Genomic DNA, 23098 nt, shown 5'->3' with positions numbered 1-23098 from the left:
TATTTTAGTAGCATTAATGCCTCGTATAACACAAAAACCCCTAAATGGGGTTTTTGTAAATGGATGGGCAAGTCCTTATTTCAATTGGTACTCCATAGGCTATATATAAAATATTCTTATTAATATACTTTATTAACATCGAGCATTTTCCGATTATTTATCTCCCTATATTTCCCGGGTGTTATTCCCTCATATTTTTTAAAGATACGGATAAAACTGTGGATATTTGTATATCCAACTAATTGTCCTATTTCTTTTACCGTCACGTCAGATGCCGTTAATAATTCTTTTGCTTTGTCTAATCGTAAAGTAATAGTATATTCCATAAAATTAGTACCAAATTTTTGTTTGAATATACGGCTAATATGAGATGGATCTAATGCAAGTTTATCTGCTATTCCGTTTAGTGAAATTTCCTTATTAAAATTAGCTTGAATATAACCAAGTATATGTTCAGTAACATCATGATTAACGTGAGTGAATTCTTTCTCTAATAGACTATTTAATTCAAGTATATAGCTTGATGCCCAATTTTCTAATTGATCTATGGAATCAAAATGAATAACTTTAATATAAAGTGCCGAAATTTCCTTCTCCACATTAAGTGGCAATCCTAAATTGGATAGCTTTTCAATTATTGAATTGACTAAGGACAGAACTACATGCTGAATCAGTGTAAAAGGATACTCTTTAGAACTTTTGAATAAGGAAAAAAAGTCAAAGACACTTTGTTCAATTTGTTTTTCATCCTTATTTTTAATAGCAAGCAATATTGCCTCTTCCGCTTTACCTACCTTACCAAAAATATTATTATAAATATTTTTATTTGACTCTATTTGCCAATAAGCTACGATTGAACCATTGCCTTTATATGATGTTAAATTTAGTGATTGTATAGCCTTTTCAAAAGAGGTAGATACTGCCCCTATCCCTGAAACAACTTCCCCTATTCCAATAGTTATGGAAAGATCTAAATAATGTGTAATTTGATGACTAATAGTTGTAAACATCTTATATGCATTTTCATTTGTCTCATTTGTAGATATTACTTTCTTTAGATTACAGATCAAAATAATATCACTGCCGTCCATATTGATTGTTACTGTATTAAATATTTCTGTGGCAACCTCTTCACTGACCTTTTCAATAAATTTTTTATACAGCTCTATATCTAAATCATTATTTCTTTTTTTGAAATCATCGTAATCGTCTATTCTTAAAACACCTACAAAGTAACCAAAAGTGGTGAATTTAACCCCATAATCTTCTAATTTAAATAACCTCTCATTATCACGTGCCGATTTCTCATATAACAGTGTTTTTAAATAACTTTCACGGAAAGCGCTTAAATTATTTTGTAATTCGTTTTTTAATAATTGCTGATCAAGTGATAATTGTTCAAATGAAGATAAAATGAAAGGAACCTCACCTGTACTTTGTATGTTCTTTTCTATTTTATTTTTATGAGAATTAATAATATTAATTAACGCTTGAATCGGGTTATAAATTTTTTTCGCAATAATGATAGCCAAGATAATGGAGAACATGATTGATATAGCCGATAACAAAAACATAAAAACTTTAATTACATAACTACCTGAATATAGAGTATTTGTAGGAACTAAATAAATATATTTCCAACCCGTATGGGGCGAAGTAACGGATGTAAAACTGTATTTTTCACCACGGAACTTTTTGATAAAGGTATTCATATCACCGTTTATCTCCCCTTTAACATTTCGAAGTTCAATGGGGGTCAGTGACTTCCCTTCCCTTGTATCAAAGCCAAAATTATCGTTAGGATGAAGCATCCATATTTGCTCCCCCTCCCTCATCAGTCTTGCAGAATGATTTTGGAATAAAACATTTCTATTTAAATTCACGATAATAGCTCCACTATTATCCTTACCAATCAGGGGAATTGGTCTTATTAGAGTAACAGTTGAATTTTCAGGCATTCTGCCCTCAACTGTAGTCGGTAGTACCCACTTTCTTTTCTTATCCATACCATCAAAAATATTAATAATTTCTTTCTGTTCAAATTCAGACATTGGATGCAACCCTGTAATGGCCGATTGTATCATATCGATATTTTGGTAGTATACGTAAATAGAATCGATATAAGGTGATGATATATATAAATCTCGCAAATAATACTGTATATTATTTAAATGCGGTTCCATAGTATCTATATTTTGCATTTGAATAGCATCTATTAGTGAATCATTATTGGCCAATTGAACGGTTATGGAATCTATATTATTTAATTCGTTATCCATCAATCTTCTAGTCTGATCTAACATTTGCAAGCTAGATTGGTCAACTTCTTTTTGAATAATTTTTTGACTATACCAATTTCCAAATAAGCCAACAATTAATATTGGTAATATAACCAAAGCGCATAAACTAAGGGATATTTTAATAAATACACTTCTAAACCGAAAACTCGAAAACGCTCCCCTAATCATAACTTCTCCCCCTTATTTGGATATTTTAGAATAATAGACTCATAAATTCTCTTTAGCTTCGAGTTTTCAACATAGGTTTACTAAATATTTAATCATCTAATTTAATCCTTTTGATTATTCAATAAATAAATTGTATTCAGATTCCTATAAATATCATAAACCGATTTTCCATTCAAATCTATACCTTGATTCACAGTACGTTCGATCACCCTAAAAAAATAAGATCAGGAGCTCTTTTGGCACCCGATCTCATGATCTATTTTTCCAAGTATTTATGCATCGTGAAAAATTTATATATTGTATGTTTATATCTTTATACGCACAAATCAAAAGTCGAGAAAACTCTCTATTTTCAGGATTCTAGTGCAGGATAGCAAGCAGCACAAAGTAAAAACCTTCACCTCTACAAAGTCTATTTCTCCGGATTTAATTGCTTCTCTCTTATTATAAAGTTTATAAAATCAATGATAAGTCTAGCAGCAATTTGCGAAGTTACCCCAGTAGGATCATATAATGGATTCACTTCCACCAAATCAAAACCGATTACTTTACCTTTTTTCGCTACGACCTCTAATATTTCACTTACTTCATCGTAATAAAATCCGCCAGGTGAAGGTGAGCCGGCTCCAGGTGCAACTGAAGCGTCTAGTCCATCAATATCAATCGTAACATAATATTTTTCGCCATCTGGCATATCCTTTAATGCTTCTTCAATACCCATTTTTCTAATTTGTTTTGGCGACAAAATAGTACTTCCGTAAGCAAAAGCATCATCGAAGTCATCTTTTTGACTGCTGCCGACTCCCCTGATTCCAAGCTGTGCCATTTTATTAATATGATCCATCTCAGACATTCTTCTCATAGGATTACTTAACGTAAACCTTCCACCTGATACATCCTTTAACCAGTCTAGGTGAGCATCTATTTGGACAACATTCACTTTTTCCTCACTTTCCAATGCAAAAGCCACTGGACTCGTGATAGAATGATCCCCACCTAGAACGATAGGAATAGCTCCTCTGGAAATGATTTTCCTAATTGCTTCTTCAGTATTTTCATGACTTTGCTCCACGTCTCCATTAATAATGGAAACATCTCCACAGTCAACAATTTTCCAACCTTCATTATCATAAACAATATCCCTTTCATGATCATACCCTGAGCCAAATGCATACAATGAAGATTGCTCACGTATCGACCTAGGTCCCATACGTGCCCCGGAGCGATATGCAGTTGTCATATCATTTGGAACACCGATTATGGCAATATCCGCATCTAATTCATCTAAATTAGTACAAATCGGATATTTTCTAAATGACGTAATTCCTGTAAAAGGCATATCCAATTTTACTCTCTTATAATCTGGTAGTTTCCCATATTTACTCATATTATCTCCTCATTTACTTAAAGTTTTATTTAATTTGAATAGATTGGACGATGCACTTTCAATTTTTCCTTTATTTATAAATTGACGATAAAGCATTCCAACCATCAACAGTAAACCAATATAACCGACTATTGGATACACAAGATCTATTATTTTCGCAAATGGCAATAACCCACCTATGAACCCGAGAATTGTCAATGAAACTGCGATGATTCGATATTTCAATATATTACCTTTTGAGAACTGTATAGAAACAGTCCAAAGCATTCCAACCGCTGTTGTATAAATAGCGATCAGCAATATAATCGAAAATATTGATGCTAATACTGGACTTAATTGATTTGCTAAAAATAAGGTTGGAATATCTTTCGTGTGAAGCTGTTCTATGTTTGAAAGAATTCCAATATAGATAGCAAAAACTCCAATTAACATGATTAAACCACCTAAGGCTCCGCCAATGATAACATTCTTTCTATTTAGTTCATTTTTCCCTAAGTTTACGAGGAATGGTAAAGCTACTAGTAAAACAAATGACGAATAAACAAAACCTGATTGCCACCAGTAATCAGTCGCTTTCAATAGACTAAGTTCCTTTATTATTTCTCCTGCTTGAGAAAATCCAGAAGAATCATAATTTCCTGCTCCGACAATTACCGCAAATATAATAATAATTGGTCCTGCAATCCCTAAAATCTTTACGATCGTATCTAGTCGTAATAAAACCGTGATTAATACTAAAATGGCCATTATTGCTCTACCAGTAACAATTCCTGAGCCGAAATGTTCTGAAACAGTTGCCCCTGCACCCGAAATCATAACTACAAATACAACTAGTATAAATAATTGTGCGAACCAGTATAAGAAGATGCCAAGATATTTACCGCAAAAATAAATAAATACATCCTTTGAATCATCAACCTTTAAGCGGATCCCCACATCCATTGCATAAGCTCCAAACCACATATGTAAAATGGCTGCAATAATTATAGCTGCAATCCCAAAGTAACCAAAAGATACAAAAAACTGCAAAATTTCTTGTCCTGTTGCTGTTCCAGCACCTAGAATAAATGACACAAACGCTCCTGCTATAACGATAATTTTAAAAGTATTATTCATGTTAACCTCTTTTCTAGTTCCCTTAAATATAAGTGATATTAAATAAGTTCTACCTGAAATTTTTCTTAAACTAATGCTTTTTCAAACAATGATCTTCCCCCGTACAATAATCCCATCACCAGCTCCCTTATAATAGATTAAAAAAATTCAATCCTTCTATATTTCTTTTGTAATAATCTAGCCTGAATTTTCACCGGAGGTATATTCATATATTGTCTTCGTATTCTCTTTCTTAAGGTAACTATTTACTCTTATTTTCTATCTTTTCGTACTATTTGTATTTATCTTATATAATAGTATAATAATAGGATGATTTACATACTATAATGAAGGTCTTTAAAGAGATTAAACTTTATTTTGAAGGAAAATTTAATTTACGGTTTACATTTTGAAGGGAGCGGAAGAATGGATCAAATAGATTTGAATATGATTAAATTGCTCCAGTTGGATGGACGAATGACAATAAGTGAGTTATCCAAGAAATTAGCCCTTAGCCGCCCCAGTGTTGCAGAACGCCTAAAGCGACTTCAAGAAAAAGGAATTATTGGCGGTTTCTATGCTCATGTTCCTCCCGAGGCAGTTGGAAGAAAGTTATTGGTCATGATCGAATTAAGTAGTCTACAAGTATCTCTAGATGAATTTGAAAAGATGATTTCTGATGAACCAGATGTGCTCGAATGCCATAAAGCCACTGGCCACGTTCATTATTATATTAAAGCAGCATTAAACGGAACTGAAGAACTAACACACTTAATCGAAAAACTGATCCCATTCGGAAGTACTAGAACTTCCATTTTGTTGGGCTCTCCAGTTAACAGACGTGTAATTTTACCAGTGTCTGAATCCGAAGCCACGCCTAATAAATTCTGAATAAAATGAACAAAAGCGCTAGCGCCTGTTCAACGAAGTACAAACTTCAGGGCTTTTGTGTTTTCAAAAAGGAACATGACCTCAGAAATTATTCTCCCTGGGGTCATGTGGTATTTACGTTATTCTATTTTAAAGCTTCATCATTATTTCGCTGTAGATTCCTCTCCAAAATTGAAGATGATAGCTTACTTTCGGTTAGATAATTGTTTGAGTGCCAGGCACTCAAACAATTTCATTTTAAACAATTCTCAACTCCACACAGATTCCAATTCAAAAAACTCATATGAACTCAACGTTACTCTCGCTCCGTTGGAAAATTGGACAATCTCCCCGCCATCTTCTTTTGGAAAAATTAAGTCCGTGATTACTTTCTCTCCGTCATTTACAAAGACTTCAACAGATGACCAATCAACATATACATGAAACTAATTTTATTATCGTTTGGCTGCAAGATGACGCTATGTTTACCGGCGAGATCTTGATGGAAGCTTGTATCTCCTGAGTGAGTGCGATCTACAAATACTTCCCTATTTGCTTTGACTATTTAGGATGGTGCAAACTATACCCAATTTTAACAATACGGATTTACACAAATTTAATATTTGCCTGTTATGTATTAAAAGTAAGATTTAAAAAATTCACTTTTGTATCGGTTAGAGCTCTTTTCCAATAGTGATGCTGCTTCTTCATCAATAATGACAATCGCATTTTCTTTATTTCTTAATGCCGTTGCAGGACATTCAGGAGTTATTTCACCTTCTAATAAGGCTTTTGCTGCCTCCGCCTTATGCTTTCCAGATACGATTAGTATTACTTTTTCCGCTTCTAAAATCTCAGAAAATCCGAGAGTTAACATTTCTGTAGGAGCATCCTCTCTTCCGATTCCATATTCCCTCATAGTACTTTGAATCGTAGATTCATCATGCATCGCTAAAAACATCGTTGAGTCGAAAGAAGTTCCTGGCTCATTGGCACCTATATGACCATTTGTACCTAAACCGAGTAATTGCACATCCCTAGGATATTGGTCAAGAATTGCTTTATATCTGGCAATTTCTTTTTCTGGTTCCTGTGCTTCCCCATCGATTAAGTATATATTTTTTGGCTTAGAATCAATAATGTTATATAGATTTTTATACATAAACGTCCTAACTGTGTAAACAGAATCTTTTGGACCCATATACTCATCTAAGTTCATAATTGTCGTATTACTAATATCTAATCCACTATTAATATCTTCTACAAATAATTTAAACAAGCCTCTAGGTGAACCACCCGTTGTCATCGATATTACTGGTTCCTCTTTTGTTTCAATCACTTCTTTAATTAATTCATAGGCATGTTTAGACATTTCATCGTAATCTTTTACAAATATTGTTTTCATTAGTTTTTTCATTAAATCAAAACTGCTTTAATGAATCTTCCCTCCTTCTAGATGTTGATATATTAATGATATACTTTTTTCCACTTCCTTTTTCAAGGTGTTCCCTTTTGTTCTACCTTAGGAAAATATCGTTATGTAGCACTATCTTTCTATAAAACTTTCTTTATTTATGATTGCTTGTAATTGCTGCCAATTTGGTATGCCTTCCCAATCACCCTCGGCCTGAATGATAAGTGAACCAACTAAGTTCGCATATCGAACGGAGTCAGTATGATCAAACCCTTTTAATAAACCACTGATAAAACCAGCGCAAAACCCATCACCAGCTCCTATCGGATCAACAATATGATCAACTCTTACATAAGGAAAGGAGGCAATCTTACCATTTTCAATTAAAAAAGCTTCTTTTTTTCCTCCTTTCACGATAGAAACCGCATTCAATTTTGTTAATCTCGCAAATATCTTTTCGGGATTATTTGTTTCATATAACAGCATTAATTCGTCCATTCCCGGAAGGAAATAATCAACTTCTTCCGCCAATGGTAATATTACGGATCTCGCCTCTTCTAAGCTCCACAATTTTAATCTTATATTTGGATCAAAACTAACTTTCACACCGTTCCTTTTAGCAATATTAACAGCTTCGAAAACGGTATTCTTTGCTGTCTCACTAATAGCACAAGTAATACCAGTAATATGCAGGATTGAAGCCTGTTTAATATAATCTTCGTCAATGTTTTCAGGAACAATTTTACTAGCAGCTGAATTATGTCTGTAATAGTAAACGGAGGTTTGTCCAGCTACTCTTTCTCTGAGCATGAAACCGGTGGGAGCTTGATTTGTAAATTCCACTCTTGTTACATCTACTCCCTCGCCACGAATTGATTTAAATATGTATCTGCCGAATGGATCATCTCCAAGTGAACCAAACCAACCTACACTATGTCCAAGTCTGGCGATCCCAATAGCAAAATTACTTTCTGCTCCTCCATGTGACTTTATAAATCTATCGCTATTTTCAATTCTATTAAGATGATCCGGCGTCAATAGAACCATAGTTTCACCAAAAGTAATAACATCGGGACTTTGAGTGGTCATACAAAGGATACCTCCTTCTAAAAGATCCTATGATTAATTTCTATGTATGGTCCATAATATTTTTATCAATAATTCTATTATTCCCCGACAATTTTGTTTGAAAATTGTATCGCTGTAAACTTTTCAGGTCTGTGGTTGTCATCCGACCCAATAGGCTTCCATGCATATCCAATATTTTTATTTAAGGATATTAATTTTTCATATCTAGCAAATTGCAATTTCCATAAATCTCCTTCACTAGGCGGTAATGACCGACCATTAGCTAACCATTTCATCCCTGACCACGGAAATGCGAGCTCAGCTGTCCAGCCTTTATCAATAGAGTTTTCATCATTTATTTTGCCATCAACATGAACCTCCGCTCTAAGTCCAGGAAAATCCCAATTTCTAAATGCCCACCTTAGCCCACGCGGATGTGTGCCTTCCCAAAAATGTATTGGAACTCTATCATGATTCCCTCCAAATGTATAAGCACTTTTCCCAAAAATATCGAATTCAGGAATGTCATATTTACCTCCTCTTTCAAAAACATCTCTCCATATAAAAAAAACTTCATAGATGGTGTTTAATGCATTAATTTGAAATTCATAATATGTATCTCCACCATCAATAAAAACTTCCACATTATTTTCGTTAAATATTAGGCCATCCCTCTCTGTAATTTCTGCTTGAACTAATGGCTCCTCAACCCAAAATCCAATATATAAATATTCATCATCCCAAAGCACTGCAGACTGAGTGCCATATAACGCTGGACTTCCATTAATAATATCTACAAAACGAGGAGATCTAGGTGCAAGCTGCCATGATTTCTCGTTTAGTTTACCATCTATTACAATTTTCTCTTTCGTACGATAAGCTATATATGACATTTTATAGTCTCCTTACCTTAATCAAAAATGGAATAAAGGAATTTCTTCTTTGTATGTTTCAACATTTTAAACTTAGTCATAAATGGTAGCTCGATTTAGCAGATATATCTGTTACGAATAAACTTATGAAACTACAAAAACAATAAAATGTCTCAAAATTAATTGAAGTAATAAGTTCATTGCACTTTACTAAGTTGAAACATTATAAATTTACCATTCTGCTATAGTTCCATCCTTATGTCTCCATATAGGGTTTTTCCAATTATGTCCAATGCCAGCTTGTCTTTTTACTGTTTCTTCGTTTACTTCAATACCTAATCCTGGCCCCTCCAAATTATTAACGTACCCATTTGTATATTCAAAAATAGACGGATCCACCAAATAATCTAATAAATCACTTCCTTGATTATAATGAATGCCTAAGCTTTGTTCTTGAATAAAAACATTATGGGATGTTGCATCTACTTGTAAACACGCTGCTAATGCTATGGGGCCAAGCGGGCAATGGGGTGCAACCGCTACATCATATGCTTCCGCCATTGAAATAATCTTTTTACACTCTGTAATACCACCAGCATGTGAAAGGTCTGGTTGAATAATATCCACGTATCCCTCCGAGAGAATTTTTTTAAAATCCCATCGGGAATACAATCTTTCCCCGGTTGCTATTGGGATAGTGCTAGCACGTGCAACTTCACGCAACGCCTCGTTATTTTCAGATAAAACGGGTTCTTCGATAAACATCGGTCTAAATTGTTCCAGCTCTTTCGCTAAAATTTTTGCCATCGGCTTATGTACACGACCATGAAAATCTATTCCAATTCCAAAATCGGAGCCAACTACATCACGAACGGCAGCTACACGTTCAAGAACTTCGTCAATTTTTTTATAAGAATCAATATATTGCAACTCTTCAGTTCCATTCATCTTAATTGCTGTAAATCCAGCCTCTTTCTTTTCTCTAGCCTCTCGGGCAACTTCACCGGGTCTGTCTCCTCCAATCCATGAGTATACACGAACAGAGTCGCGGCATGCTCCACCTAATAACTGATAAACAGGAGCATCATAATACTTCCCTTTAATATCCCATAAAGCTTGGTCAATTCCAGCTATAGCACTCATTAAAATAGGACCACCGCGATAAAAACCGGAACGATAGAGAGTTTGCCAATGATCCTCAATTCTCATAGGGTCTTTTCCCATTAAATATTCACTCAATTCGTAAACCGCTGCTTTTACCGTTTGAGCTTTTCCTTCAATTATAGGCTCTCCCCATCCAACAATCCCTGCGTCTGTTACTACTTTTACAAATAACCAACGTGGGGGAACTACAAAACATTCCATTTTTACAATTTTCATATCCACACCCTCCCTATAAACAAAACCTCTATAAAACTAAAATATAGCTAATTTCTAAACTCATTTATCGCCAAGCTAAATTGTTGTGCCCTGTATGTTATTTGCGATAAATATTCTGGAGAAATGTTTTCCTCACTACTTACCAATGAACTGCCAATACCGCAACCTACAACACCCACCGACATATAATCGATAACATTATTTATATTCACGCCACCAGTTGCTAATAAAGGTATAGGAGAAAGAGGGGCTAGTATATCTTTAATGTAGTTTGGTCCTAAGGATGCTGGAAAAACCTTAATGATATCTGCACCATTTTCATATGCTAAAAGTATTTCAGTTGGCGTAAATGCACCTGGAATACTGGTAATTCCATATCTTTTTGTAGTTTTTATTGTTTCAATATTGACAGTTGGGGAAATGATAAATTTTGCCCCTGCTGATATGGCAGCACGTGCGGATTCCGAGTCTAAAACAGTGCCAGCACCAATTAAAATTTCTTCACCCAATGCATTAGATGCTTCGTTAATTGATTTCAGTGCATTCGGTGAATTCAGAGTTATTTCCATGATGCTTATTCCACCTTCATGCAATGCTTTACATACTTTTAAAATGTCTTCAGGATGTATATTTCTAATAATAGCTATCAACTTTTGGTTCAAGATTCTTGATAATGTACTCATCATCTTCCCCCTTCTTCTAAAATCCACCTTTTATTTTATAAAAATAAAAACCTATCATTTTCAATTACTTTTACAGTTGAGGGAGGCAGCATTTTATAAAAGTTACGGCCCCTTTAGAATATTTTTACAAATGGAAATTGTTTAGATTCGTGCAAAGCAAATCCGGCTATGTAAGAATGGCTAATTCTCAAAATTTATTTGAATTATATAGGCGAGAAGAAACTCCTCCATCTACCACAATATTTTCACCCGTGATCATGAATGCATCCTCCGAAGATAAATATACCGCTAGCTTACCAATATCAATTGGATTACAAATTCTTTTTGTTGCATGAATTTGTAATACTTCTTCATGCAAATCTTTATCCCCTTTATCAGACAACCATTGATAATAATGAGGAGTCTCTGTAAAACCGGGACAAATTGAATTAACTCTAATTCCGTATTCACCTAAACTAAGTGCCATACTTTTTGTCATCGCGTTTACTCCTCCCTTTGCCGCCGCATATATTTCAGAATCTGGGAGGGTAGCGATTGCATGATTTGAAGAAATGTTAACGATAGATCCATAATTATTTTTTTTCATATGTGGCAGAACATATTTGCTACATAAAAACGGTCCTCGTAAATCAATGTTGATAAGCTCATTCCAATCATCTAAGGTGGCATGTTCAATTGGTATAAACCGTGTAATACCTGCATTATTTACTAATGTATCAATTTTCCCAAATTGATTAATAGTTTCGTTAACCATATTTTTTATACTTTCTTCGGAAGAAACATCAGTTTGTATAAAAACCGCGGTACCTCCCATATTCTTCAATTCGTTTTCTACAATTTTTCCTTCTTCATATTCTCTGGTTGCAATTATAACGATTGAACCTTCTTTGACGAAGCACTCCGCAATACCTTTTCCGATTCCTCTACCGGCCCCAGTCACAATCGTTACTTTAACCTTTTGATGGTCCAAAAAGTATCCCTCCACCTTCTACATTTGCTTTTGTTCTCTAAAATGTAAACCAGCCCTTATATCAATTAACTATAGGCGGTTAGCACTAAAAAAATATCATCAACATCATTTTTAATAGTCATTCAAAGATAACAGGAAGGGAGGGCTAACTTGCCCTCCTTCTTTTAAAAGCTACCAGGGTTAATTCAAAATCTGAAAATATTTTGATTGAGCATAAATTACATTTCACTAAAATTAATGTACGATAATTACATTTTATTTAAATGAATCAATTTGCTATCGTAATCACCTTTTAAATGAATGTTTATTCCTTTATTCATTAAAAAGGAACCCGACTTAATATATTTTGTTCCATTTATTTCAAAATGATAATTGGATAAAGAATCTAACCCTTTTAACTTTATTCGATAATACTTCTTCCCATTTCTAGCGTGGTCTAAAAAGATAAATAAAGCACTACTATTTTCAGTTGCGTATTGGACTACATGAACTTCATCATGTCTAAATGATTTTAATCGGTATAAATCACCAAATTGAACAATATTTCTAATATACTTATATTCTTCAATATATCTTTTAATAAGTTGAAGTTCCTCTGCATCCGTATTATATAAATTGGTTCCAATTCCTAATGAGCCACACATTGCAGAATACATACTAAACTGCAATGGGATGGAACGATTATTCATTCCAAAATCATGTGTATACCAAGCTCGCATATACTTTATAGGGTAAACAAGGCTATAGGCTTCTTGCATATATAAACGATCTAATGGATCAGTGTTATCACTAGGCCAATACTCATCGAAATACGCCATAGAACCAAAATCAACTCTTCCTCCACCAGAAGCACAAGCCTCGAATTCGACTGTTGGATGCAATTCTCTTAATGCTTTAATAACCTCATAAAATCCTTGCGTATTTTTATACCATATTGACTTAAACTCTTTTGGATCTTGAAAATTTGATCCAATTTCCGAAGCATAGCGATTCATGTCCCATTTAATATAGGCAATTTTATTTTCGGATAATAATTCATCAAAACTTTTAATTAGATATTCAATAACTTCAGGATTAGTTAAATCAAGCATATATTGATTTCTACCCATTAAGACTTCTCTAGAATTGTATCTATAAATCCAGTCTGGATGAGACTTGTATAAATTACTATTTGCATTAACCATCTCTGGTTCAATCCAAATCCCAAAATCCATGCCTAATTCATTTACTCTTTTTATTAGAGGTGTAAGTCCATCTGGAAACTTATTTTTATCAACATACCAATCTCCCAATCCCGCTTTATCATTGATTCTGCCCTCAAACCAACCATCGTCAATTACAAAAAGCTCAACACCAATTTCGGAGGCCTTTTCAGCTAATTTTATTTGGTCATCACAATGCACATCGAAAAATGTTGAATACCAAGAGTTATACAAAACAGGCAGTGGTTTGTTTGCCCAATGAGAAGGCATAACATGCTTCCTAGAGAATATAGAAAGTGTATGTGTCATATCAGTAAAACCATTATTGGAGTATCCGGAAAATACAGATGGAGCTTTAAAAACTTCCCCTGGTCTTAATATCCATTCAAAATCACTATCAGATATTCCCGATAATATATTGACATACCCATATGAAACAGGCTCTATTACTGTTTTGAAGTTACCCGAATATTGTAATACTCCGTAATAGACTTCTCCTTGGCTTTCATTGGCATTTTTATGAATTGCAAAAAATGGGCTTGCATTATGAGCTGTTAAACCATATAGACTTTCATATACTTTTTTCCCACTTTCAATAGGCTCACTATACTGTTGAAATTCACTTCCCCAGTGCCCATTAAAGTTTAAAGTTTCAAATCCGGTACCTTCTATCCCATACTCTGCGGAGTAAAAGCGCTCTAACGCTATTTTTTCTTCACCAAAGTTTTCGGCTTCTCTCCACTTTTCTATAATATTTTCTTCTTCAAAAACCCTATATTTCATATATATTCTTAATGAATAGTGAACATCTTCTAAGACAATAGTTAAGGTATCGTTTTCTATAGAATAATCCTTAACTTCATATCGAAAATCACGAACCTCATCAGAAAAGGTTACTTTCATAGAAGTTTCTTTAAATCGCATTCCCCCAAACGACGAGCACTCTTCCATAATTTTTTGAGGGTTTGCAGAATCAGCAAATTCCTCTAAAAATGTATCGTCAAAGTCTTCTATTCTATCTATACGTTCTCCCCAATAGAGATTGCAAAGTAATTGTTTATTGTTTATGTATAGAGCATAAGATGTCTTTTCGGTACTAAGTAAAAAAAACTTTTCTTTATAAACGCTTATTGACATTGTTATTTCCTCCTATAGTATCTTTTGGAAACATTATTTTATCCCTGTTGTTGCAATCCCTTCCAAGAACTGCTTTTGAAATATTAAAAATAAGATTACCATTGGTACTATTGCGATCAGTGAGCCCGCCATTAGCTGAGGATAATCAATGGAATATTGCCCCATTAACGTTACTAATCCGGATGATAGTGTCATTTTGTCAATAGACATATTCACTACCAAAGGCCACATTAAATCTTTCCAAGCAAAAAGTGCTGTAAAAATACCAACTGAAACCATGCCCGATCTAGTTAGTGGCAGCATGACGAACCAAAATAACTTCCAAATAGAACAACCATCTAAAATGGCTGCCTCCTCTAAGTCCTTAGGTATACTTAAAAAGAATTGTCTTAACAAAAAGGTTCCAAATGTACTTACAAAGCCAGGAATTACTAATGCAGTGATTGTATTTAATAAACCGAGTTTACTTACAATTAAATACTGCGGAAGTATAAAAATTTGTCCCGGTACCATCATTTGCACTAAAATCAACATAAAGAAAAAATTTCTTAAGGGGAATTTTAATCTTGCAAATGCAAACCCAGCTAATGCACTTAAAAAAACAGATCCAATACATCTAAAAGTAACCATTAAAGTGGTATTTAAAAATAACTTTACAAACGGTAAGGTCTCATTAACCTTTTCATAATTAAAAGTTCCCCATGAATTAGGCATTATTTGTGGAGGGATTTTTAATGCTTCTGCTTGGGTTTTAAAAGAGGTAAGTAGTGTCCAAACAAAAGGAAGTATCATAATGATAGATCCAATTATTAATAGAACATAAACTACCCATAATCCAGTGTTTTTTCGAGCCACGACTAATTCCCCTCCTTAATTATCATAATGCACCCATTTTTTTTGAAGTAATATTTGTATCATTGTAAGGATTAAAATAATCACTAACATTAAAATAACAATAGTTGAACCGTAGCCTTTATTGTAATTCTCAAAAGTGTATCGATAAAACAGGTAAACGATTGACTCTGTATATTTAAAAGATGGACTTGCAGGTGTTAACATCATAAAAATGTGGTCAAACACTTGAAAAGAACTAATAACGGTGATGATAGTCACAAAAAACAGCGTTGGTGATACCATTGGAATAGTTATTTTAAAAAACTTTGCTATTGGGCCGGCACCATCTATATCCGCTGCTTCATACAAAGATCTAGGTATGTTTTGTAAACCAGCGATTAAAATGATCATATTGTACCCAATCATACTCCAGATTCCTACTATCGCTATTGATGGCAAGGCCAAAAAGTTACTTCCTAGCCAATCTGGCCCAGATAGCCCCATTGAATTTAATAATTGATTTATCAATCCATATTGCGGATTGTAAAGCCACTTCCAAACTAACGCAACAGCTACTGGCGCTGATACTACAGGCAAGAAATATATTGACCTAAAAATCCCTTTTCCTTTTATTTTTGTATTTAAAAATACGGCTACAACGAGGGAAATTATGACTCCTAGGGGAACAGTTAAAACGCAATACAATAATGTATTAAGCAATGCCCTATATATTTCCGTGTCATGAATTAACCGAGAATAGTTATCCAATCCAACAAATTTAGGAGATTTAAAGCCCTTTACTTCATTAAAACTATAATAAAAAGATTGGAAGACTGGCCAAAGGTTTAATATCAATACCCCCAACATAGTTGGGGCAATAAAAAGATATCCATATATCCACGTGGTATATTTATGGTTTCTTTTTCCACTCATATTGTTTTGGAATCTCCTTTTGTCATTCATATAAAAATAAAAACGCTAAATTTCATATATACTAGAAAATTTTTTACTTCTATAAGAATAAAATAATCTTATATTGATAAATGGGATCCTTTCATGCAAAACCCTAAGGAATCCCATTTATCTTATAAGTTGATGCACATACCAATTAATATTAATTTTATAAGTTACCTAGGCAGAAAAAGTTAATTAAGCGCATTAATCTCTTCTCGAATTTTTTTCATTCCTTCTGCTACAGGTAAATTTAATGAAAATATTTCAGGCATATATTTATCCAGAATAGCTGATGCTTCATTACTCGTTGTAAGTCCTGGACTAGTATGTCCATATTCAGCAACACCGGCAAATGGCGCAGCATTTATGCTAGTAAAACCTTCAATCCATGGTGTTTGCGTACCTTCATACGCCGGGATTGCAACACCAGATTTTGATTGAATAAGTTGAGCTTCTTCTGAACCTAAATACTCAATGAATTTTAAAGCTGCATCAGGATTCTTAGTACTTTCTGAAACTGAGAATGCCATACCACTACATATTGCCGCGCGTTCTTTTCCCTTTGGTAATGGTGCAACATCAAATTCAAGTCCTTCTGTATCAAGATATTGCGTTAGCATCCATGAGCCGGCAAAAATCATTCCAATTTTACCTGCTTGAAAATATTCGTCTGCACTTAAACTCGCAAAGTCTTTTACAGTTGGAGAAAAACCTTTTTCTACAAATGAAGTAGCATATTCTATAGCCTCTATATTTTCAAGTTGATCAAATGTACTAGTTACACCATCATCTTCAAAAAAGTCTCCACCATTTTGCCATATTAAGTTCCAATAAAAGTTTTGACCGTTGTTCGGTGCAGCAATTCCATAAATATCTTTTGATTTATCGGAAATCTTAGCTGCCGCATCCATCATATCTTCCCATGTCCAGCTATCATTCGGATAATCCACTCCGGCTTCATCAAATAACTTTTTGTTATACACCAAGGCCATAGTCCCGATATCTTTAGGAACTCCATAAATTTTATCCTCAACAGTGAAATCCTCGACTACATAATCCGGAAATTTATCTAAACTGGTAAGAGTACTGTTGCTAAACATGGTAGTTAAATCCATTAACTTACCGCCCTCAGCATAATTCTCCACTTCATCAGGATGCATAACAATAATATCTGGCACATCTCCACCTTGAGTAGCCGCTTGCAGTTTAGTCCAATATTGATCCCAAGGGATAGTTTCTACAGTAACTTTATAATCAGGATTTTCTTTCATAAATCCATCAGCCATTGCTTTTAGTCCCACTTCTTGATTCGTATCCCAGAAAAGCATTTTTAAATTAGTAACACCATCATCACTACCCTCTGAAGCATTTTTAGTAGTATTGCATCCAACTAAACCAAAAATTATTATTAGCGATACTAAACTAGCAAATATTCTTTTATGCACTTAACTTCCCCCCTAAAATATGTACTTCTAATATTTCTACTAACATTAGAGTAATAGTCGATTATTAATCCCACCAAGACACGGTTATTATTTTTAGTCTTTTTGAATCATTTGTTTATTTCCATACCTAATATCACCACCCAATCTTGTAATAGATCACCATAAAATAGCGTGCAAAAATGATAGCGCATTCACTTTAACATTATTATAGTAAGCTCACTTTAATAAAGTCAATATATTTTTCAAAATAAAATAAATTCAATTAATATTTTACTTTTCTCTTATAATTCATTCATTGTAATATTAAGTAATGGATAAAATAAATATAACTATTATCATAATTGTAAATATCAGTTCTATAATATATAATAAACTTAGTTTATTAAAGGATGAGGTAAGGAGTTCTTTAAGATGATAAATAAAACACAAAAAATAGGAAAAGATTTAATGAAACAATTAAATCAAAAATTAATTTTAAAAATACTGAAAGAAAATCAATCAGCTTCGAAGTCAGAATTAGCTAAAATAACTGGGTTAACCATCCCCGGAGTTACAGATATTATTAATGAGCTTGAAGGATATAATGTAATTACAAACATTGGCGAATCACCAATCAAGCGAGGGAGATTCCCTACATTGTATGAACTTAATAAAAATGCCTTTAAGGTAATAGGTATTTCTATTAGATCTAAATCAATTAGATTAGGTCTATTCAATATATTAGGGGAATCTTTGTTTTTTTTAGAAGAGGGACTTAACAACGAGGTATCTCCTGAATACACAATGGATTATGTTGCGAAACTGGTGCATAAACTTCTTGAATTATCAAATACCGAAATTTCAGAAGTAAATGGGATAGGCCTAGGTATGCATGGCATTGTTGATCCTATAAAAGGCATCTCCATATATCCACCTCATTTAAACTGGAGAAACGTGCCTATAAAAAGGATTCTTGAAGAAAAATTAAATTTACCTGTTATTGTGGATAATGATTGTAATTCATTAGCCCTTGCCGAATATTGGTTTGGAAAAGGTGAAGGAATTAATTCTTTTATCACCTTAAATATTGACTATGGAATTGGCGCGAGCATTATGATTAATGGGAAGCTATTTCATGGAAGTGATTATGGAGCGGGGCAAATTGGTCATACCATTGTTCAAGATAATGGTTCATTATGCACTTGTGGTAATTATGGGTGTTTGGAGACAACTTCAAGTGAATTATCAATTATCGAGGATATTAAAATTAAAATTAAGAAAGGATTCCCTAGTAAAATTAATGAGATTGTAAAAAACCCCGATTTAATTACTATAGAACATTTGTATAGTGCCGCAAAACAAAACGATAAGCTAGCAGTTAGTTCACTTGAAACTGCTTCCCGGTATTTAGGAATAGGAATATCGACGCTTGTTAATGTTTTCAATCCCGAAAAAGTAATTATAACTGGTGGTATTTTACGTGGAGGGGATATTGTTATGAGCACATTGCTTGAATCAGTGCAGTGTCATGCTTTAAAAACAAACACAGCTACTTTAGAAATAACGGAATCACTACTTGGAAGAAAAGCCGATGTACTAGGGGCAGCCTCTTTATGGATTAGTGAATTCTTTGAAGGCGACTTTTCTCTGTCCAATCTTCAGAATGAATATATTGAAAATTAATCTGTAACTTATTAATTAAAGTTAATTATTTTGTTATATGGAAAATTTCTAATAGAACAGCCAAATTTTCTTGTAACTTACTAGTACAGTATCTTTATAATAAAGAGTTCCGAAAGTGAGACTCTACTTAAAACAGAAAACCTCCTAGCTATAAAGATAGCAGGGAGGTTGATTTCTCCTAATTCCTATGGATTAACAATATTTACAGCCTTTCCCTCAATAAAACTTTGTACATTACTTACTGCAATTTCCATCAAACGTTCGCGAGCTTCTTTTGTCGCCCATGCAATATGCGGCGTAATGACACAATTACTTGCCGATAAAAGTGGATTGTCCGCTGCAGGCGGTTCGGTAGAAAGAACGTCTAGCGCCGCCCCGGCAATGCGCCCTTCATTTAATGCATCCGCTAAAGCTTGCTCATCAATTAAAGGTCCCCTCGATGTATTAATTAGAAATGCGGATTTCTTCATTAAAGATATCTTTTCAGCGTTGATCAATTTTTCCGTAGCCGGTGTCAATGGACAATGAAGACTAACGACATGAGACTTTTCCATTAATTCCTCAAGCTCCACCCATTCTACCCCGTCCACTTCAGGAGGAGTTCGACGTCCGCTTCCAACTGCTATTACACGCATTCCGAATGCTTGGGCAATCTGTGCTGTCTGTCTGCCAATTCTTCCTAATCCAATTAAACCAATTGTTTTGTCAGCTAACTCGATCAGCGGTGACTTTGTAAAGGAAAAATCAATACTGTTTGTCCATTCCCCTTCGTATACAGCATCACTATGCCGCTGTACACGGTGGCATAGTTCCAAAAGCAACGCAAATACTAATTGAGCGACTGATTGCGTACTATAGGTCGGCACATTCGTAACAATAATTCCTCGTTCCTTCGCAGCCTCCGTATCAATAATATTATAGCCAGTCGCAAGCACACCAATATATTTCAAATTTGGTAATGCAGATATGGTCTCTCTCGACATTGGCGTTTTATTCGTCAACACAACCTGAGCATCGGCCGCTCTCGAAATAATCTCATCTGTATTCGTTCGATCATAGACTGTTACATTCCCCAATCCTTCTAGACTTGCCCAATCTAAATCACCTGGATTTAATGTATAACCATCTAGTACAACAATATTTAGCATAATATCTCCTCCGCTCTTATGTATTCTAATCCTCTTTTTATATTATACAATATGGCTGGATGAGAGAAACTTTATTATAACTGTTACCAATTTAGTATGACTTTCTGAAGCGCCCATGACCTGATAATAACTATCTATTTAATTCAATAAAAAGAAGCCCTGAAAAAGGACTTCAAATATTGTTCTATCATTACTAATACCCTAGTTAACTACCAACATTACTTCCTTAGTATCTACCGAACTACCACCAACCATAACTTTAACATTCCCACGCTCAACGCAGAACTCCATGTCAGCATTCCAAATAGCCAGATCTTCCTCTGACAATTCTAATACAACCGTTTTCTGCTCCCCGGGCTCAAGCCATACCTTCTTAAAACCTTTCAATTCCTTAACCCTTCTTGTAATGCTAGCCTCCATATCCTTAATATATAACTGAACCACTTCCGCTCCAGCTGTACCGCTAACATTTTTAATGCAAACTGATACCTCAATTACCTTTCCTTTCATTAATTCTCCCAATGAAACTTCATCGTTACTGAGCTTTAAGTCACTATACTCGAATTTCGCATAGCTCAATCCGTATCCAAATGGAAAAAGTGGTGCACCATCTGTATCTATATAAAGAAGTTCTCTTCCTTGTTCTTTACGATTATAATAAACAGGAAGTTGAGATGAAGATTTTGGAATAGAAACCGGCAGCTTTCCACTGGGGCTCACATTCCCAAATAATATTTCACCTATCGCTTCCCCGCCTTGTTGACCAGGATACCATGCACATACAATTGCATCTGAATAGCCTGCGATATCAGAAATCGCATGTGGCCGTCCTTGAATAAGAACTGTAATGATAGGTGTTCCAGTAGCGGCAATTTCTTTCACTAATTCTGATTGAACTCCACCTAGCCTAAGATCCGCTAAATCAACTCCCTCACCACAATCCATTTCAGTCGGATTGCCATTTACAATTGCAGCCCCGTTTGTATCAAATTCCAAATCAAAGTTACGGGCACTACTGCCTCCCAGTACCAAAATGGCCACTTCTGCATCCTGTGCTAAAGAAATAGCTTCCTTAAAGCCCTCCTTTGATGTGTCGCGAATTCCACATCCTTTTGCAAAAAGAACTTCCGTGTTTTCAGATACTACCTTCTTAACACCTTCCAAAACGGTAACCCCTTTACCTTCGGGTTGAATCGCGGTATAGTCACCAAGTTGGTTATAAATAGCATCCGCATTTGGACCAATCACAGCAACTTTCCGCAATTTTTTATCCAATGGTAAAATGGAATCATCATTTTTTAATAAAACTGCCGATTCTCTTGCGATTTGTAGATTGACCTTTTCAAAAGATTCACTGCCAACTGCATCAATATGATCATCCTCATCTATATAAGGTTTTTCAAATAATCCTAGTCTAAATTTAAGATCCAAAACCCTGCGAACAGCTCTATCTAGAAATTCTTCAGATGTCTTTCCTTCTTCTACAGCCCTCTCTAATGTTGTAAAAGAAGTGTCCCATAAACTTAAATCTATTCCCGCTTCAATCGCAAGAGCAGCTGCCCCCTCGAATTTTCCAGTTAAGGCCAGCAGTCTATCTATGGCCACTCCGTCAGCCATAACTACTCCTTCAAAGCCCATTTCTTCTCTTAGAATATCAGTCAACAGCTTCCCATTTGCATGGCAAGGTACTCCGTCAATTTCATTATAAGCAGCCATACATCCTAAAGCACCCGCTTTAACACCCGCTTTCATAGCAGGTAAATGTACTTCTCTCATTTCTCTTTCCCCAATTGACGCTGGAGCCGCATTTAATCCTCCTTCTGCAGAGCCCTGTGCACAAAAATGCTTTAATACTGCTACAATCCTATCCTGGTCTAATTGGCCATTTGTCAGTTTCCCTTGCAATCCCCTTACTACTGCCTCTGTCATTTTTGAAGCTAGATAAGGATCCTCACTAAAACATTCTTCAGAACGCCCCCATCTTGGATCACGCAAAATATCTAAAGTAGAAATTAGTCCAAGATGTCCACCACGGGCTCTAATTTCCTTTGCAATATGTGAATATGCTTCTTCCATTAACTCATCATTCCAAGTAGACCCGACACCTATATTTGTAGGAATTAACGTTCCATCTAATGCTTGATGTCCATGAGGACATTCCTCTGACAATAACACAGGAATTCCCAGTCTAGTATTCTCCAAAACATACTTTTGCACCATATTAGCGACTTGTGCATTTTTATGAAGAGGAATACCATTTTCATATGTAACCCCTGACCAAGGATCAGAACGAAAAAGACCGTATAAAGCACCCATTCCTTCACCAAAGTCTACTTCTTTTATAAATTCGTCAGATAGTTCAATCCCTTTTTCGGTTTTCACATATGCATTCCAACCAAATAATCTTTGGTTAAGCTGTCCGACCTTTTCTTTTATCGTCATTCTTGAAAATAAATCTTCAACTCGCTCCTCTATAGGGCGTAAGCTATCTTTATAGATCATCACATTC

At 34.7% G+C, this 23098-nt stretch carries 17 protein-coding genes and 1 pseudogene; 2 read left to right on the top strand and 16 right to left on the bottom strand.

What is annotated here, in order from left to right; translation table 11 throughout:
- Positions 1-119: 119 nt before the first annotated feature.
- From KHA96_RS12290 to KHA96_RS12280, 3 genes are all read right to left on the bottom strand, one after another.
- The gene (locus KHA96_RS12290) at positions 120-2468 is read right to left on the bottom strand and encodes an AraC family transcriptional regulator (RefSeq protein WP_213129566.1); all 2349 of its coding nucleotides are present in this window, start codon (positions 2466-2468) and stop codon (positions 120-122) included.
- Positions 2469-2880: 412 nt separating this feature from the next.
- On the bottom strand, positions 2881-3855 hold the full coding sequence (speB, locus tag KHA96_RS12285) for an agmatinase (RefSeq protein WP_213129565.1): 975 nt from the start codon (positions 3853-3855) through the stop codon (positions 2881-2883).
- Between the two features lie 9 nt (positions 3856-3864).
- Complete coding sequence (locus KHA96_RS12280) at positions 3865-4971, bottom strand: YkvI family membrane protein (protein ID WP_213129564.1); 1107 nt, start codon at positions 4969-4971, stop codon at positions 3865-3867.
- A gap of 405 nt (positions 4972-5376) precedes the next feature.
- On the opposite strand from KHA96_RS12280, the gene KHA96_RS12275 reads away from it, so the two are divergent.
- Positions 5377-5841: an Lrp/AsnC family transcriptional regulator gene (locus tag KHA96_RS12275; protein ID WP_213129563.1), complete on the top strand. Its 465-nt coding sequence runs from the start codon at positions 5377-5379 to the stop codon at positions 5839-5841.
- A gap of 248 nt (positions 5842-6089) precedes the next feature.
- On the opposite strand, the pseudogene KHA96_RS23525 reads toward KHA96_RS12275, so the two are convergent.
- From KHA96_RS23525 to KHA96_RS12220, 11 genes and pseudogenes are all read right to left on the bottom strand, one after another.
- A pseudogene (locus tag KHA96_RS23525) lies at positions 6090-6254 on the bottom strand (GH32 C-terminal domain-containing protein); the annotation flags it as partial.
- Between the two features lie 203 nt (positions 6255-6457).
- Positions 6458-7225, bottom strand: a complete 768-nt coding sequence (locus KHA96_RS12265; RefSeq protein WP_213129562.1) for a glucosamine-6-phosphate deaminase — start codon at positions 7223-7225, stop codon at positions 6458-6460.
- Positions 7226-7366: 141 nt separating this feature from the next.
- A complete protein-coding gene (locus tag KHA96_RS12260; RefSeq protein ID WP_213129561.1) occupies positions 7367-8323 on the bottom strand; it encodes a sugar kinase in 957 nt (318 codons plus the stop codon).
- A 77-nt stretch (positions 8324-8400) separates the two neighbouring features.
- Positions 8401-9195, bottom strand: coding sequence for a carbohydrate-binding family 9-like protein (locus tag KHA96_RS12255; RefSeq protein ID WP_213129560.1), 795 nt, complete (start codon positions 9193-9195; stop codon positions 8401-8403).
- Positions 9196-9405: 210 nt separating this feature from the next.
- On the bottom strand, positions 9406-10554 hold the full coding sequence (dgoD, locus tag KHA96_RS12250; RefSeq protein ID WP_213129559.1) for a galactonate dehydratase: 1149 nt from the start codon (positions 10552-10554) through the stop codon (positions 9406-9408).
- A 47-nt stretch (positions 10555-10601) separates the two neighbouring features.
- The gene (locus KHA96_RS12245; RefSeq protein ID WP_213129558.1) at positions 10602-11237 is read right to left on the bottom strand and encodes a bifunctional 4-hydroxy-2-oxoglutarate aldolase/2-dehydro-3-deoxy-phosphogluconate aldolase; all 636 of its coding nucleotides are present in this window, start codon (positions 11235-11237) and stop codon (positions 10602-10604) included.
- Positions 11238-11424: 187 nt separating this feature from the next.
- On the bottom strand, positions 11425-12207 hold the full coding sequence (locus KHA96_RS12240; protein ID WP_213129557.1) for an SDR family NAD(P)-dependent oxidoreductase: 783 nt from the start codon (positions 12205-12207) through the stop codon (positions 11425-11427).
- A gap of 248 nt (positions 12208-12455) precedes the next feature.
- Positions 12456-14546, bottom strand: a complete 2091-nt coding sequence (locus KHA96_RS12235; protein WP_213129556.1) for an alpha-galactosidase — start codon at positions 14544-14546, stop codon at positions 12456-12458.
- A gap of 33 nt (positions 14547-14579) precedes the next feature.
- Positions 14580-15401, bottom strand: a complete 822-nt coding sequence (locus KHA96_RS12230) for a carbohydrate ABC transporter permease (protein ID WP_481748230.1) — start codon at positions 15399-15401, stop codon at positions 14580-14582.
- Positions 15402-15416: 15 nt separating this feature from the next.
- Positions 15417-16313: a carbohydrate ABC transporter permease gene (locus KHA96_RS12225; protein WP_213129555.1), complete on the bottom strand. Its 897-nt coding sequence runs from the start codon at positions 16311-16313 to the stop codon at positions 15417-15419.
- A 212-nt stretch (positions 16314-16525) separates the two neighbouring features.
- The gene (locus KHA96_RS12220; protein ID WP_213129554.1) at positions 16526-17779 is read right to left on the bottom strand and encodes an ABC transporter substrate-binding protein; all 1254 of its coding nucleotides are present in this window, start codon (positions 17777-17779) and stop codon (positions 16526-16528) included.
- A gap of 411 nt (positions 17780-18190) precedes the next feature.
- Between KHA96_RS12220 and KHA96_RS12215 the strand changes: the two genes are divergently transcribed.
- Positions 18191-19441, top strand: coding sequence for an ROK family transcriptional regulator (locus tag KHA96_RS12215; protein WP_213129553.1), 1251 nt, complete (start codon positions 18191-18193; stop codon positions 19439-19441).
- Between the two features lie 185 nt (positions 19442-19626).
- Here KHA96_RS12215 and KHA96_RS12210 read toward each other — a convergent pair whose 3' ends face one another.
- The gene (locus KHA96_RS12210; RefSeq protein WP_213129552.1) at positions 19627-20589 is read right to left on the bottom strand and encodes a D-2-hydroxyacid dehydrogenase; all 963 of its coding nucleotides are present in this window, start codon (positions 20587-20589) and stop codon (positions 19627-19629) included.
- Positions 20590-20790: 201 nt separating this feature from the next.
- On the bottom strand, positions 20791-23094 hold the full coding sequence (locus tag KHA96_RS12205; RefSeq protein ID WP_213129938.1) for a glycoside hydrolase family 3 N-terminal domain-containing protein: 2304 nt from the start codon (positions 23092-23094) through the stop codon (positions 20791-20793).
- Positions 23095-23098 lie beyond the last annotated feature (4 nt).

This window comes from Bacillus sp. FJAT-49711, from assembly GCF_018343715.1.
Taxonomy (GTDB): Bacteria; Bacillota; Bacilli; order Bacillales; family Bacillaceae_C; genus Lederbergia.
The sequence above is the reverse complement of the archived record's forward strand: the minus strand, read 5'-3'. Positions and strand labels throughout refer to the sequence as shown.

Coding starts and splice junctions, on each gene's coding strand:
- KHA96_RS12290 (WP_213129566.1), bottom strand. CDS start 2,468: ATGATTAGGGGAGCGTTTTCGAGTTTTCGGTTTAGAAGTGTATTTATT.
- speB (WP_213129565.1), bottom strand. CDS start 3,855: ATGAGTAAATATGGGAAACTACCAGATTATAAGAGAGTAAAATTGGAT.
- KHA96_RS12280 (WP_213129564.1), bottom strand. CDS start 4,971: ATGAATAATACTTTTAAAATTATCGTTATAGCAGGAGCGTTTGTGTCA.
- KHA96_RS12275 (WP_213129563.1), top strand. CDS start 5,377: ATGGATCAAATAGATTTGAATATGATTAAATTGCTCCAGTTGGATGGA.
- KHA96_RS12265 (WP_213129562.1), bottom strand. CDS start 7,225: ATGAAAACAATATTTGTAAAAGATTACGATGAAATGTCTAAACATGCC.
- KHA96_RS12260 (WP_213129561.1), bottom strand. CDS start 8,323: ATGACCACTCAAAGTCCCGATGTTATTACTTTTGGTGAAACTATGGTT.
- KHA96_RS12255 (WP_213129560.1), bottom strand. CDS start 9,195: ATGTCATATATAGCTTATCGTACGAAAGAGAAAATTGTAATAGATGGT.
- dgoD (WP_213129559.1), bottom strand. CDS start 10,554: ATGAAAATTGTAAAAATGGAATGTTTTGTAGTTCCCCCACGTTGGTTA.
- KHA96_RS12245 (WP_213129558.1), bottom strand. CDS start 11,237: ATGAGTACATTATCAAGAATCTTGAACCAAAAGTTGATAGCTATTATT.
- KHA96_RS12235 (WP_213129556.1), bottom strand. CDS start 14,546: ATGTCAATAAGCGTTTATAAAGAAAAGTTTTTTTTACTTAGTACCGAA.
- KHA96_RS12225 (WP_213129555.1), bottom strand. CDS start 16,313: ATGAGTGGAAAAAGAAACCATAAATATACCACGTGGATATATGGATAT.
- KHA96_RS12215 (WP_213129553.1), top strand. CDS start 18,191: ATGATAAATAAAACACAAAAAATAGGAAAAGATTTAATGAAACAATTA.
- KHA96_RS12210 (WP_213129552.1), bottom strand. CDS start 20,589: ATGCTAAATATTGTTGTACTAGATGGTTATACATTAAATCCAGGTGAT.